This is a genomic window from Dyella sp. 05T440 (assembly GCF_056395965.1).
Map to the genome: position 1 here is coordinate 190,182 of NZ_JBFTKN010000005.1, position 13,095 is coordinate 203,276.

General features: G+C 65.4%; 9 protein-coding genes. 3 read left to right on the forward strand and 6 right to left on the reverse strand.

From position 1 onward, the window contains the following. Positions 1-100: 100 nt before the first annotated feature. A complete protein-coding gene (locus AC1DE1_RS07775; RefSeq protein WP_441604949.1) occupies positions 101-1,708 on the reverse strand; it encodes an APC family permease in 1,608 nt (535 codons plus the stop codon). A 274-nt stretch (positions 1,709-1,982) separates the two neighbouring features. Between AC1DE1_RS07775 and AC1DE1_RS07780 the strand changes: the two genes are divergently transcribed. Then, on the forward strand, positions 1,983-2,987 hold the full coding sequence (locus AC1DE1_RS07780; protein WP_477175283.1) for a tetratricopeptide repeat protein: 1,005 nt from the start codon (positions 1,983-1,985) through the stop codon (positions 2,985-2,987). Between the two features lie 109 nt (positions 2,988-3,096). Here the strand turns inward: AC1DE1_RS07780 and AC1DE1_RS07785 are convergent, their stop codons facing one another. Further along, a complete protein-coding gene (locus AC1DE1_RS07785; protein WP_441604947.1) occupies positions 3,097-4,479 on the reverse strand; it encodes an L-serine ammonia-lyase in 1,383 nt (460 codons plus the stop codon). Between the two features lie 161 nt (positions 4,480-4,640). Next, entirely contained in the window at positions 4,641-6,809 is a 2,169-nt protein-coding gene (locus AC1DE1_RS07790; protein WP_477175284.1) for a TonB-dependent siderophore receptor, read from the reverse strand. A gap of 209 nt (positions 6,810-7,018) precedes the next feature. On the opposite strand from AC1DE1_RS07790, the gene AC1DE1_RS07795 reads away from it, so the two are divergent. Next, positions 7,019-7,258, forward strand: coding sequence for a glutaredoxin family protein (locus tag AC1DE1_RS07795; protein WP_441604945.1), 240 nt, complete (start codon positions 7,019-7,021; stop codon positions 7,256-7,258). A 226-nt stretch (positions 7,259-7,484) separates the two neighbouring features. Here AC1DE1_RS07795 and AC1DE1_RS07800 read toward each other — a convergent pair whose 3' ends face one another. Genes AC1DE1_RS07800 through AC1DE1_RS07810 form a run of 3 tightly spaced genes read right to left on the reverse strand, consistent with a single transcriptional unit; the run spans position 7,485 to position 9,231 of the window. After that, a complete protein-coding gene (locus AC1DE1_RS07800) occupies positions 7,485-8,045 on the reverse strand; it encodes a YceI family protein (RefSeq protein ID WP_477175285.1) in 561 nt (186 codons plus the stop codon). Beyond that, entirely contained in the window at positions 8,045-8,617 is a 573-nt protein-coding gene (locus tag AC1DE1_RS07805; protein ID WP_477175286.1) for a cytochrome b, read from the reverse strand. The genes AC1DE1_RS07800 and AC1DE1_RS07805 overlap by 1 nt, the downstream gene beginning before the upstream one ends. After that, the gene (locus tag AC1DE1_RS07810; protein ID WP_477175287.1) at positions 8,614-9,231 is read right to left on the reverse strand and encodes a YceI family protein; all 618 of its coding nucleotides are present in this window, start codon (positions 9,229-9,231) and stop codon (positions 8,614-8,616) included. Before AC1DE1_RS07810 ends, AC1DE1_RS07805 begins: the two co-directional genes overlap by 4 nt. 163 nt (positions 9,232-9,394) lie before the next feature. Between AC1DE1_RS07810 and AC1DE1_RS07815 the strand changes: the two genes are divergently transcribed. Beyond that, entirely contained in the window at positions 9,395-12,979 is a 3,585-nt protein-coding gene (locus AC1DE1_RS07815) for a hybrid sensor histidine kinase/response regulator (RefSeq protein WP_477175288.1), read from the forward strand. Positions 12,980-13,095 lie beyond the last annotated feature (116 nt).

A 13,095-nucleotide genomic window follows, 5' to 3' on the forward strand; every position in this document is an offset into this window, starting at 1 on the left:
AGCGCACCCTGTGCGCGACTAGCCTGTCGGGAATCTGCCACCGACAAAAGAAAAACGCGCGGTGGTAAGCCGCGCGTCTTTCATGTCACACCACTGACGATCAATCGTGCACGTGCGGATTGGCCTCAGCCTCTTCCACCGACGGCGTGCGCCAGCCGGACTTCACGCCCCACACGTAGAACACCAGTCCAATCAAGGCGACGACGGCCAGGTCCCAGCCATAGCTGAGGTAGCCCTGGCCACCGAAGTCGGTGCTGCCCACGTGCGACACCAGCGCCAGCGTTGGCAGGTAGAAGATCAGCCACCACGCGCCCTTAAGCTGGCGGCCGAAGTCGTGCCACTTCACCTTGGCTTGGTAATACAGGTAGACCGGAAGCGCCACGACCATCAGCAGGATGATCTCGCCGGTGAGCGGCCAGCGTGCCCAGTACAGCAGCTCGGTCGCCATGATGAAGGCGACGCCGGCAAGGATCGGCAAGCCGGTGATGCGCAACGGGCGATGCAGGTTCGGCGCGGTACGGCGCAGCGTCATCGCACTCACCGGGCCGGTGAGATACGAGATGATCGTAGCGACCGAAATCACCGCCGCCAGCGTGCCCCAGCCGCGGAACTGGAACAGGAACAGGTAGGACACGACCAGGTTGAACCACATCGCCGGACGCGGCACGCCCCACTTGGGGTGAATGCGGCCGAGCACCTTCGGCAAGGTGCCGTTGCGCTCCATGCCGTAGATCATGCGCGCCGTGGTGGCGGTATACGTCATGCCGGTGCCGCTGGGGCTGATGAACGCATCCACGTACAGCAGCATCGCCAGCCAGTGCAGGTTGACGATGATGGCCAGCTCGGCGAACGGCGAGCGGAAATCGATGCCGTGCCAGCCGGCCTTGGCCAGCATGTCCGGTGGCACCGAACCCAGGTAGGCGACCTGCAGGATGATGTAGACCACGGTGGCGAGCAGGATCGAGCCGATCACCGCGAACGGGATGCTCTTGCCCGGATTGCGCGCTTCGCCCGCCAGATTCACCGGGCTCTGGAAACCGTTGAAGCTGAAGACGATGCCGGCGGTGGCCACCGCGGTCAGCACGGCGGCAAAGTCGATCGCGTGCGTATCGCCATTCACGCCCACCGAGAAGTTTTCGCTGTGGAAGCCGCTGGCGATCAGGGCCAGGCCAGTCGCGGCCGGCACCACCAGCTTGAATACGGTGATCAGCGTGTTGGAGCGCGCGAACAGTTTCACGCTCCAGAAGTTGACCAGGAAGTAGATCAACACCAGCACGGCGGCGATATACAGGCCGGGCAGGCTCAGTTCGCCATGGCCGTCGGGCATGTGGATGTAGAGATCGTGCGCCCACTGCCACGGCCACGAGGCCATGTACTGCACCGAGGCCTCGGCTTCGACCGGGATCACCGAGACGATCGCGATCCAGTTGGCCCACGCACCGATAAAGCCGACCAGCGAACCGTGCGAATAGTGGCTGTAGCGCACCATGCCGCCGGACTCGGGGAACATCGCGCCCAGTTCCGCATAGGTCAGGGCGATGGTCATGATGATGGCGGCGCCAAGCACCCAGGCCCATACCGCACCCGGACCGGCGAGGCCGGCCGCACGCCAGGCGCCAAACAACCAGCCGGAACCGATGATCGAGCCCAGGCCGGTAAGCATCAGGGCGAACGGGCCGACATCGCGGCGCATTGAAGATTGAGACATGCAGGTCCCCAGGGACAGTGGATCGACGGCCGCCTCCCGGGCGACACAAGGGGCGGATGATGACAGACCGGTTGGGGAACTGTCAGCCCGCTCGCCGCCGCGCAACGTGGCGCAACGCAGCACCCAGGTCATTGAATCGACGGCTGAAACGACTAGTCCGGCGGCCGGACGAGGCCCTTCTGGAGCGGATTGGCGGCATTCCCGGCATCCCGGAAATTGGCGTAGGCGGGGCGGACAGCTAGTATCGGGGCTCCCCCCTCGAGGTCGGCGAACCATGATCCGTGCGACGTGGTTGGTGGTGATGGCCGCGGCGGTTGCCGCGCTTTCCATGCCGGCGGGCGCGGCATCGGGCGATGCGACCCGCGACGCGCTGACCAAGCGCGCCCAGGCCGGCGACACTCAGGCGCAGGTAGCGCTGGGGCGCTCTCTGCAGGACGACGGCATAGCGGCCGACAAGGCCGCCGGCACCGAGTGGTATCGCAAGGCGGCCCTTGCTGGCAGTGCGGAAGGCGCCTGGATGCTGGGCTCGGCCACCATGGCCGGGGTGGGCGTCGCCCGCGATGTTCCCGCTGCGATCGACTGGATGCGCAAGAGCGTGACCATCGACCAGAACCCCGACCACATGGCGGTGCTCGCCGTGGCGCTGTTGTCCACCGGTGGCATGCCCGAAGCCTTGCAATGGGCTCAGAAGGCCGCCGACAAGGGATCGTCCAAGGGCATGGAAGTGCTGGCGATGGCGCGTCTGTCGGGAGAGATGGGCGTGCCCAAGGACATCGCGCTTGCCGAGAAGCTGTTGAACGCAGCGGCGCAGAAGGGCGATGTCGATGCCGAGCTGTCGCTGGGGCAGTTCTATATCACCGGTCTGTTCGGTCGACAGGACGTGGCCGCAGGCGTGCGCTGGCTGCAGACGGCTGCCGATGCCGGCAGCGCGAAAGCGGCGGGCACGCTGGCGTATTTCCTGATCACCGGCAAGCAGGGCGTGCCCGTGGATGCCCCGCGCGGCGTGGCGCTGGCGCGCAAGGCGATGGCCGCCAACGAGATGCTCGGCCACTACGCGATGGGCGTGGCTTATGTCTCGGGAGCGGGCGTTGCGGAGAATCCAGCGGAAGGCTGGTACCAGATCTCGCTGGCGCAGCGCATGGACAACCAGCAGCAGTTGAAGAGCGCCGCCGACTATCTGGCCAAGGCCTCGGCCAAGTTGACGCCGGCGCAGCTGGCGCAGTTGAAGGCGCGCGTGGATGCGGATGCGGGAGCCGCCACGGCGGCATCGGGTTCGTGATTTAGCTGGTGGAGGCGGTGGGGCGCGCAACGCACGTCCAAGGCTTCCATCAGACTTTCCACGGGCGAAGGGGCGCCAATGTCGGCGCCCACGCTACGCAATTGCCAACTCAGCACTCGATGACGTTGACCGCCAGACCGCCGCGCGAGGTTTCCTTGTACTTGTCCTTCATGTCGCGACCCGTTTCGCGCATGGTCGCGATCACCTTGTCCAGCGACACGCGGTGCTTACCGTCGCTCTTGAGCGCCATGCGGCTGGCGTTGATCGCCTTCACCGAGCCCATCGCATTGCGCTCGATGCAGGGAATCTGCACCAGGCCGCCGATCGGATCGCAGGTGAGGCCAAGGTTGTGTTCCATGCCGATTTCGGCTGCGTTTTCCACCTGCAGCACATTGCCGCCGAGTGCGGCGGTGAGGCCGCCGGCCGCCATGGAGCACGCCACGCCCACTTCACCCTGGCAGCCCACTTCGGCGCCGGAAATCGAGGCGTTCTCCTTGTAGAGAATGCCGATGGCGCCGGCGGTCAGCAGGAAATCGACGATGCCGTTCTCGTCCGCCTTCGGAATGAAGCGGTGGTAGTAGTGCAGCACGGCCGGCACGATGCCCGCGGCACCGTTGGTCGGCGCGGTGACGACACGGCCGCCGGCGGCGTTTTCTTCGTTCACAGCGAGCGCGTAGAGATTGACCCAGTCGAGGATGGTCAGCGGATCTTTCAGCGCCGCTTCGGGCTGGCTGCGCAATTCCTCGGCCATCGCCGGCGCGCGACGCGCCACCTTCAGGCCGCCAGGCAGCACGCCGGGCGAGCGCAGGCCGCGATTGACGCAATCCTGCATCGCCTTCCAGATCACCAGCAGTCCGGCGCGTGTTTCCGCTTCGCTGCGCCACACCTTTTCGTTTTCCAGCATCAGCTGGGCAATCGTGAGCTGGTGCTTCTCGCACAGCGCCAGCAGCTCGTCGCCGGTCGAGAACGCGTAGGGTTGCTCGGTCGTATCGGCGACGATGCGGTCTTCAGCCGCTTCGTCGTGGTTCACCACGAAACCGCCGCCCACCGAGTAGTAATCGCGCGTGGCCAGCTCATGGCCTTCGGCGTCATAGGCGGAGAAGCGCATGCCGTTGGTGTGGAACGGCAGCTTCTGGCGCTTGTTGAACACCAGGTCGCGCTTTTCTTCGAACTCGATCTCGTGCTTGCCCAGCACGCGCAGGCGATGGGTGGTGCGGATGCGCTGCAGCGTCTCAGGGATGTGGTCCGGGTCGACCGTATCCGGATGCGCGCCTTCAAAGCCCAGCAGCACGGCCTTGTCCGTGCCATGGCCGCGACCCGTCATCGCCAGCGAGCCGTACAGCTCGGCGCGCACGCGCACGACGCGGTCGAGCACGCCTTTTTCTTCGAGCCAGCGTTCGGCGAACCGCGCTGCGGCGCGCATGGGGCCAACGGTATGCGAGGAGGACGGACCGATGCCGATCTTGAACAGGTCAAATACGCTGACAGCCATGGAGACACGCAAAGTGGGCGGGGAGAATCACCTATTCTACGCGCGCCGCCGGGCGTGCGTTACCGCGCCGCAGCGATGCGACGGTGCGCGGGCGTATGGACTGATTCGTCACATGTCGGAAGGCAGCGTAGCGAGAAGGCGTCCCGCTACGCTGCACCCGTTCAGAACGAGTAGCGGACATTCACCATGTAGCTGCGCGGCGCCGCGTAAAAGCCCTGATCCCAGTACAGGCTCGGGATGTACTTGCGGTTGGTCACGTTGTCGAGGTTGAGCGTGGTGCTCCAGTGCTGGCCGAAGTCGTAGCCCGCCATCAGTCCGACGACCGCGTAAGAACCCTGCGTGGTGAAGATCTCGCTGCCGTCGAGCGCCACCGCCTGCTGGTCGCGGTAGATGCGATCCTGCCAGCGCAGCGTGCCGCCCACCTTGAAGCCGGGCAGGGCGTCGAAGCGGTAGCTGGTGGCGAGACGGAACATGCGGCGCGGCACATAGGTGCGCACGTTGTTGCCCTGCGGATCGACCAGGCCCAGCTGCGTGTAACCGCCACTGAGCTGCCAGTTGTCGGTGAGCTGGCCGCTCACGTCGAACTCGTAGCCCTTCGAGGTGGCATCGATGCCGGTGTAGTAGTCCTGGTTGGTCGCCAGGTTGTGGCCGGCGTATTCGGCCAGACCGTCCTGGCGCGAGCGGAACAACGCGAACGTTGCGTTTAGACGTCCGTCGTACCACTCGCCCTTCACACCCACTTCGACATTCGCACCCGTGACCGGATCGAGCACCTTGTTGTTGATGTCGAGCGAGGTCTGCGGATTGAACAGCTGCGCGTAGCTCGCGTATGCCGAGTAGTGCTGTGCAAAGTCATACACCAGGCCGACGAACGGCGTGGTCTGCGTTTTCTCGAAGTTGCTCGGCACGCCGTAATTGGCGCCGTATTGCTCGATATGCACAAGGCTGGCGCCGGTGATCAGGGTCACCGGGTCGGTCAGGCTCCAGCGCGCGGTGGCGTACATGGTCTTGCGCTTGATGTGAAAGTCGCCGTTGCCATACGACGCATCGAACGGCGGTTCCGGATAATCGCCGGTCCACTCGTTGAGCGGCGGCAGCGGCGTGCCGATGCCTTCGCCATAGCTGGACAGCTGATGCACGTTGTCCTCGGCCCAGTTGGCGCCGAGCACCAGCTCGTGCTTGCGGCCCAGCAGTTCGAACGGACCGGTGGCGTACAGGTCGGCCACGTACTGGCGTTCCTTGCTGGTATACGCGGACGGGTAGGCATAGAGGCCCAGGCCGGTCTGCGCGTCGGGTGTGCCGTAGACGTAGAACAGGTTGCTGTCCTCGGCGATGCGGCGATAGTTGAGCGATCCCTTGATGCTCCAGTCGTTGCCCAGCTGCTGGGTGAGTTCGACGAAGGCGCGCGTATCGGCCACATTCCAGCGCGACCAATCGGCCGACGTGCTGGTGCTGCGGTCGTAATCGGTCGGCGTGCCATCACTGTTGTACAGCGGCAGCGCGCCCCACATGCCGCCGTGGGTTTTGTTCTTCTGGTAAGTGACGCCTGCGGTGAGCAGGGTGCTGCTGCTCAGGTCGGCTTCGACGATGCCGCCGAGCACTTGCTTGCGCAGGTTGTAGCGATCCAGATAACTGTCGGTGTCCTGGCCGGCGGCGATCAGGCGGCCGCGCACGCTGTGCGACTCGTTGAGCGGGCCGGACAGATCCACATCCAGGCGACGGTTGTCCCAGCTCCCCACGGTCAGGCCGACGCTGCCCTGGAAGTCGGCCGTGGGACGCTTGCGCACGAAGTTGATCGTGGCCGACGGATTGCCGGTGAACGACAGCAGGCCGTTCGCGCCGCGCAGCACTTCGACGCTTTGGTATAGCGCCGTATCCAGGTCGCCTTCCTGCTGACCGTTGGCGAACGGCAGGCCGACGCCGTCGACGAGGAAGTTGGTGATGTCGAAACCGCGCGCGCTGTAATAGGTGCGGTCGGTTTCCACCCGTTCCACGTTCACGCCGGTGGTGGTGTCCAGCACCGCATTGATGTTGGTCAGACCGAAGTCCTTCATCTGCTGCTCGGTCACCACGCTGACCGACTGCGGCGTCTCGCGCAGCGACAGCGGCAGGCGCGTGGCGCCCGAGGCGGCCTTGGTGGTGTAGGAGTCGCCATCGCCGGTCACCGTGGCGGTGGTTTGCACGCCTTCCAGATTCTTGACCTTGGTGGTGTCGGACGAATCGGGCACGTCTTCGGCGTGCAAGAGGGGAGCGGACAGAGCTAGCGACAGCGCGAGGAACAGGGCGCGGTAAGGCAACTGGCGTCGCGCGGGCGATGCGAGGGAGGGCATGGGCAGGCCTTGGGTCTTGTTGGTATCGGGAACCGGGGCGGCGGCAACCCGGTGGGCTCGTGTGGCCCTTGGTGCAAATGATAGGCATTATCATTTACGTTTACCAGTCTCGACCTTGGTCGAGATGCCGCAGTAGTCCCTCGCTACCGCCGCTGGCCTGCCCGGAGGGCATCGCGAAAACGCGGGGCGCAAGCTATTGTCGCGGCCCTATGCCGATGCGATACGTGCTCTATCAGCGGGACTACTGCCACCTGTGCGACCAGGCGCTGGCCGTGATGGCCCAGGCGCGTGCGCCTGATTTCGACAGCCTATGGGTGGACGACGACGAGGCGCTTGAGCAGCGCTACGGCACGCGCGTGCCGGTGTTGCGTGACAGCCACGATGGGCGGGAGCTGGATTGGCCGTTTGATGCAGCGGCGGTCCAGGCCTTCGTGGATCTTCCCCTGTAGGAGCGCACTCGTGCGCGACCGCGGCCTCTGGCGCTACCGCACCGTGCGAGGTGGCGGTCGCGCACAAGTGCGCTCCTACAAAAAAGAGGGGCGCTGCCTGGTCGGGAAGTTCATGGAGCAACCTTGTAGGAGCGCACTTGTGCGCGACCGCGGCATCTGGCGCTACCGCACCATGTGAGGCGGCGGTCGCGCGCAAGTGCGCTCCTACAACAAAAACGCTGTGCGCTTATTTGGCGGTCAACGCCAGATGCGCGTTGATCTTCACCTCGTTCGCGATCACCGAGGTATCGGCGTAATCGCCAGTGCCCACGCCGAAATCAAGGCGCTTCACCGTACCGGTGACGTCCATGGTGGCGCCGGTGCCCTGCGGCTTGAACACCACGGTGAGGCTCACCGGCTTGGTCAGGCCGCGCAGGGTCAGGTTGCCATCGGCAACCACCTGCGCGCCGTTTTGACGGAAGCCGGTGGTGACGAAATGGGCCTTGGGAAATTTGGCCACGTTGAAGAAATCCGAACCGGGCAGGGCGCCGTCGCGATCCTTGTCGCCCGTCTTCACACTGGCCAGGTCTACTTCCACGTCGAACTTCGACGCGGCGAGTTTGGCCGGGTCGTAGCTGATCGCGGCGGTCCACTGGCCAAACGTGCCATCGAACGACTGCCCCTGGAAACTGCCGCTGAAGGCGAGCTTGCTGGCTGCGGGCTGCACGGTGTAATCGGCGGCGCCGGCCAGGCCGGGCACGGCCAGAGCGAGCAGCAGCGGGGCGAGCTTGAGCGCGTAGCGGTTCATCAGCGTTCTCCTTGAGAGTTCGGGCGCACACGAGCAAAGGGCAGCATGCGCCGCAGAGTGTTGTCGCGATCGATCAGGTGATGCTTGAGCGCACCGGCGATGTGCAGGACCAGCAGCAACACCAGGAACCAGAACAGGTATTCGTGCACGCTGTGCCACAAGCGGCGCGTATCCTGGTTGGCGGCGGTAAGCGCGGGCAGGTTGAACATCTTGAAATACTGCAGCGGCTTGCCGGCGATGGAATTGAACCACCAGCCACTCAGTGGCAGCAGCGCGACCAGCGCGTAAAGCGTCGTATGCACACCATGCGCCACATAGTGCTGCAGGCGTGAGGTGGGCTCATCTCGCGGCGGGCGATTGGCCAGGCGCCACAGCACGCGCAACAGGAACAGCGCCAGCACGGTCAGGCCGATCGACTTGTGCAGGGCGAGCCAATTGATTTTCTGCATGGGGCCATGGGCGAGATCCATGCAAAGGCCGAAGATGCCGTTGCCCAGGATCAGCAGCGCGATGGTCCAGTGAAAGAATTTGGCGACCGATCCCCATTGATGGTCGGTGTTGCGAAAACTCATGGTGATTCCTTGCTATGGGCCTGGTCTTCCTGGATGGCTTCCAGTTCCAGCCACACGCTCACGCCGTGGCCGATGGAATTGGGCGTCGCGGTGATGCCGTAATCGTCTCGATTGAGCATCGCCGTGCCAGAGAAGCCTGCAATCGTATGCATGCCGTAAATCGTGGTGCCGTGCCGGTTGAAGGTGAATGCAATATCCACCGTATGTGTCACGCCACGCAGGGTTAGGTTGCCATGCAGAACGCCGTGCGTGTCGTCCTTGCGCTCCACGGAAGTACTTGCGAAATGCGCATAACGGGACTTTTCCGCGTCCAGATAGGCCGGCTTGAGCACCGCCGCGTTCCATTCGGCGTCGCCCATGTCCAGGCTGGCCAGGTCGATATCCAGCTCGGTGGCCGATTGCGTCCAGTCATCGGGATCAAAACGCAACCAGCCTTTCGCTATATGCAGCCGCCCGAACGGACGCGAGAACCCGTTGTGGTCGATGCTGAAAAGGATCTGGCTGTGCGTGGTGTCGTAACTGTACGTGGTCGCTGCAGCCTGCACGGAGGCAAGCGGAGCGCAGGCGCACAGGAGGGCGAGCAGCAGGCGGCTGGAGCGGCGTGAGCTTGGCATGCCGGGAAGTCTGGACGATCCGCCGCGGTGGCGCCAGCCGTCGCGCCGGAACGGATTGTTTCCCCACGGCAACGTCGTCGGGGTGGCCCGTCGCGTCGGCCAAAAGCCATGCTCGTTCCTGCGCGGCAGGTCTGGCAAAATCGAAAGATTCCGGGGGAAGTGCATGCTGCCGTCCTTGCTGCTTCGCGTTGTCCTGATCATGGGCGCGTCCACGCTGGTGGCAGTGTGCGTGCCCGCGGCCGCGCAAATCGCGCCGGCGGCAGCAGCGCCTGAGCACGTCAATGCGGCACTGGCGACGCCACAGTTCCGTCGCTTCGGGACGGCCGAAGGCTTGCCGAGCAGCAGTGTCTATACCGTGGTGCAGGCGCCGGATGGTTCGATGTGGTTCGGCACCAAGAGCGGCATTGCGCGCTACGACGGCGTCAACTTCAAAGTGTTCCGCCATGTGGCGGGCGACAGCCAATCCTTGTTCAACAACGGCATCTCCGCGCTGATCTTCGATCGCGCCGGCGGCTTGTGGGCCGCGGGCCTCGAGGCAGGCCTCAACCGCTACGACGATCGCTCGGGCACGTTCCACCACTGGGGTCATGACGCCAACGATCCGGCGAGCCTGGGCAGCGACAAGGCCTGGTCGATCGCACAGACCGGCGACGGCTCGATCTGGGTGGGCACGGCGCTGGGTCTGGACCGCATGCGCCGCGATGGCCGCGGCTTTGACCACGTGCTGGTGACGGGCAGTGCACCGGAAGCCCTGGGCACGGTGGGCGCGCTCTACGTGGACGCCCACGGCCAGCTATGGGTGGGCAGCGACAACGGCGTCTTCCGTCGCGACCCGGATGGCGAGTTCCATCCGATCGCCATGGCGTCGCCGGAGAAGTCGCTCGACGCATGGCGCATCGAGGGCGACGGCGATGAAATCCGCGTGGCCTCCTCGCACGGCCTGTTCATCATCGGCGCGGACGACGTGGCGCGACAGGTGGGCAGCAGCGAACTGCCCGACACCAATATCCTCAGCAGCGTGCGCGACCGCAGCGGGCGCCTGTGGGTGGGCACGCAGCACGGACTTTTCCTCAAGAAGGCACACGACGCAAAGATCGAGGCGGTCACCAACCAACCGGTGCTCTACGGCAACCTGCCGGGCACCTGGGTGTGGCAGATCCGTCCCGACAGCGAAGGGGGCCTTTGGATCGCCTTGTTCGATGGCGGCGTGGCCTACCTGGCGCCAGGCTGGGACAGTGTCAGCCGTTTCACGCACATTCCCGATGACGACAACAGCCTGCGCGATTCCGTCGCCTACGCGGTGGCGCGCGGCCGCGATGGTGCGATCTGGGTCGGCGAACGTGGCGGTCGCGTCGATCGCCTGTGGCCGGCTACCGGCAGAGTCGAGCACGTGATCTCGGGCCTGCGCGGCGACGTGCTCGGTCTTACCGAAGATGCGCAGTCGCGCCTGTGGGTGACCGTGCAGGGCGCATTGTTCCGCTACGCCGACGGCAAGCTCGATGCCGTCGATGGTTCCAAGCACGGACTCAAGCATCCGCTCGAAGTGGAAGTGGGGCCGGATGGCAAGCTGTATGCGCGCAGCTTCGGCGAAGGGCTGTTCCGGGTCGACCAGGACACGCTGGCGGTGACTTCGGTGTCCGTGCAACCCGCGCAGGAAAAAGCACGCTGGGGCAGCCAGCTCACCCTGAGGAACGGCACGTTCTGGTACGCCAGCGACGGCGGCATGCTGCGGCTGGATCGCAGCTACGATCATTTCGAACCGGTGCCCGGCGTCGACAATCGCCAGGCGGTGGATGCGTTCGACTTCACCGACGATGGCGTGTGGATGGCTCGTCCCGATGGCCTGGAGCATTACCACTACGACGGCGACGGCCTGGTGCTCGATCGCAAGATCGACGCCACCCGCGGATGGCCCTCGGTCAACGTGGTGGATCTGGCTGTCGACCAGCATCAGCGTGTATGGGTATTCGGCCGCGATGGCCTGTGGCGTTTCGATCCCGCCATCGCACAGTTCCGCGAGCTCGGGCTGCAGGATGGCCTGAGCAACGGCGAATTTCTCCGCGGCTTCAGCCGCATGCCCGACGGCATGATTTATTCGCCCACCCTGGGTGGCGTGATGGGCTTCAATCCCAATCGCGCGTCACGTGCCACCGAACCGCCGCGCCTGGCGCTCACCCGCATCAGCGTGCGCCGCGAAGGCGCCGTGCGCGAGCTTCCCGTGCCGGAGTCCGGTCATCTTTCCATCGGTTGGCGCGATTCGGGCCTGATCGTGGACACGCGCGTGTTTTCCTATGTGGATCCCGCCGCGAATCGCTATCGGTTTCGCCTCGCCGGCCTCGACAACACCTGGGTGGATACCGGCGGCCATGGCGAGCGCGACCTCACCGGCCTGCCGCGCGGCGATTACACGCTGGAGGTCATGGCCGCCGGCGCGGACGGCGTGTGGACGCAGCTTGCGCAGCCGCTGCACATCCATGTGCAGGCGCCGCCGTGGGCGCGCTGGTGGGCGTGGTGTGCGTATGTGTTGCTGGCGGCGCTGCTGGCGTGGCTGGCCTTGCAGGCGTGGCGTCGTCGCCTGGCCGAGCGGCACCAGATGCAATTGGCGGAGCAGCGCAGCCGCCTGGCCGAGCAGGCCAGCGCCGCGAAAACGCAGTTCCTCGCCACGCTCAGCCACGAGATCCGCACGCCGATGACGGGCGTGATGGGCATGGCCGAGCTATTGCTGACCACCACGCTCAGCCGCACCCAACGCGACTACGCCGAAGCCATGCAGCGCTCGGGCGGCATGCTGCTCAAGCTGGTCAACGACGCACTCGATCTCGCGCGCATCGAAGCTGGCAAGCTGGAGCTGGACAACGCACCGTTCGACCCGCGCACGCTGATCGACGACGTGGCGAAACTCGAGCTGGGCCAGGCGCGCGCCAAGGGCCTGCGCTTCGAGCTGGACATGCCCGGCGATCTGCCGCCGCGCATGATCGGCGATGCGCTGCGCATCAAGCAGGTCTTGCTCAATCTGGCCAACAACGCCCTGAAGTTCACCGAGCGCGGCGGCGTGACCCTGCGCGTGCGTCGCACCGACGACGGCCTGCGCTTCAGCGTGATCGATACCGGTCCGGGTATTCCCGAGGCGAGCCAGGCACGCTTGTTCGAGCGTTTCGAGCAGGTCATCGGCCCACAGCGCCGCGCAGGCAGCGGCCTGGGCCTGGCGATCTGCCGCGAGCTGGTGGCGATGATGGGTGGCAGCGTCGAACTGGAATCAAAGGTTGCCTTTGGCAGCACCTTCCACGTGCGCCTGCCGCTGCCGGTGACGCAGGAGCCGCTGCCCGCGACGACGCAGCGCGGCGATGGCCTCGAGGCATTGCCGCTGCGCATCCTGCTGGTCGAAGACGACGTGATCGTCGCCGCCGTGATTCGCGGCCTGCTCGAACGTGCGGGGCACGAGGTGCGCTATGTCGGCAATGGTTTGGCGGCGTTGGCCGAGCTTGCCCAGGCACCGTGCGATGTGATCCTGCTGGATCTGGACCTGCCGGGCATCGATGGTTTCCAGATCGCCCGGCTGATCCGTCAGCGCGAGGCATCCGAGCAGCGCACTCCGATCGTGGCGATCACCGCGCGTTCGGGCGGCGATGAGGAAGCGCGGGCTCGCGAAGCGGGCATGGATGGCTTCCTGCGCAAGCCGCTGACGGGCGAGCAGCTGCAGGATGCGATCAACCTGCAGATGGCGGTGCACGCGTCGGTCGACGACTGACGCAATGGATTCTCTGTGGGAGCGCACCCTGTGCGCGACAGGCACCCATGGTGAGGCAACGCTACGTAGCTGCCGTCGCGCACAGGGTGCGCTCCCACAGGTGAATGCCGTGGCGC

What these genes read in the sequence shown, in the direction of transcription:
- AC1DE1_RS07775 (WP_441604949.1), bottom strand. Translation starts at nt 1,708, where the DNA reads ATGTCTCAATCTTCAATGCGCCGCGATGTCGGCCCGTTCGCCCTGATG.
- AC1DE1_RS07780 (WP_477175283.1), top strand. Translation starts at nt 1,983, where the DNA reads ATGATCCGTGCGACGTGGTTGGTGGTGATGGCCGCGGCGGTTGCCGCG.
- AC1DE1_RS07785 (WP_441604947.1), bottom strand. Translation starts at nt 4,479, where the DNA reads ATGGCTGTCAGCGTATTTGACCTGTTCAAGATCGGCATCGGTCCGTCC.
- AC1DE1_RS07790 (WP_477175284.1), bottom strand. Translation starts at nt 6,809, where the DNA reads ATGCCCTCCCTCGCATCGCCCGCGCGACGCCAGTTGCCTTACCGCGCC.
- AC1DE1_RS07795 (WP_441604945.1), top strand. Translation starts at nt 7,019, where the DNA reads ATGCCGATGCGATACGTGCTCTATCAGCGGGACTACTGCCACCTGTGC.
- AC1DE1_RS07800 (WP_477175285.1), bottom strand. Translation starts at nt 8,045, where the DNA reads ATGAACCGCTACGCGCTCAAGCTCGCCCCGCTGCTGCTCGCTCTGGCC.
- AC1DE1_RS07805 (WP_477175286.1), bottom strand. Translation starts at nt 8,617, where the DNA reads ATGAGTTTTCGCAACACCGACCATCAATGGGGATCGGTCGCCAAATTC.
- AC1DE1_RS07810 (WP_477175287.1), bottom strand. Translation starts at nt 9,231, where the DNA reads ATGCCAAGCTCACGCCGCTCCAGCCGCCTGCTGCTCGCCCTCCTGTGC.
- AC1DE1_RS07815 (WP_477175288.1), top strand. Translation starts at nt 9,395, where the DNA reads ATGCTGCCGTCCTTGCTGCTTCGCGTTGTCCTGATCATGGGCGCGTCC.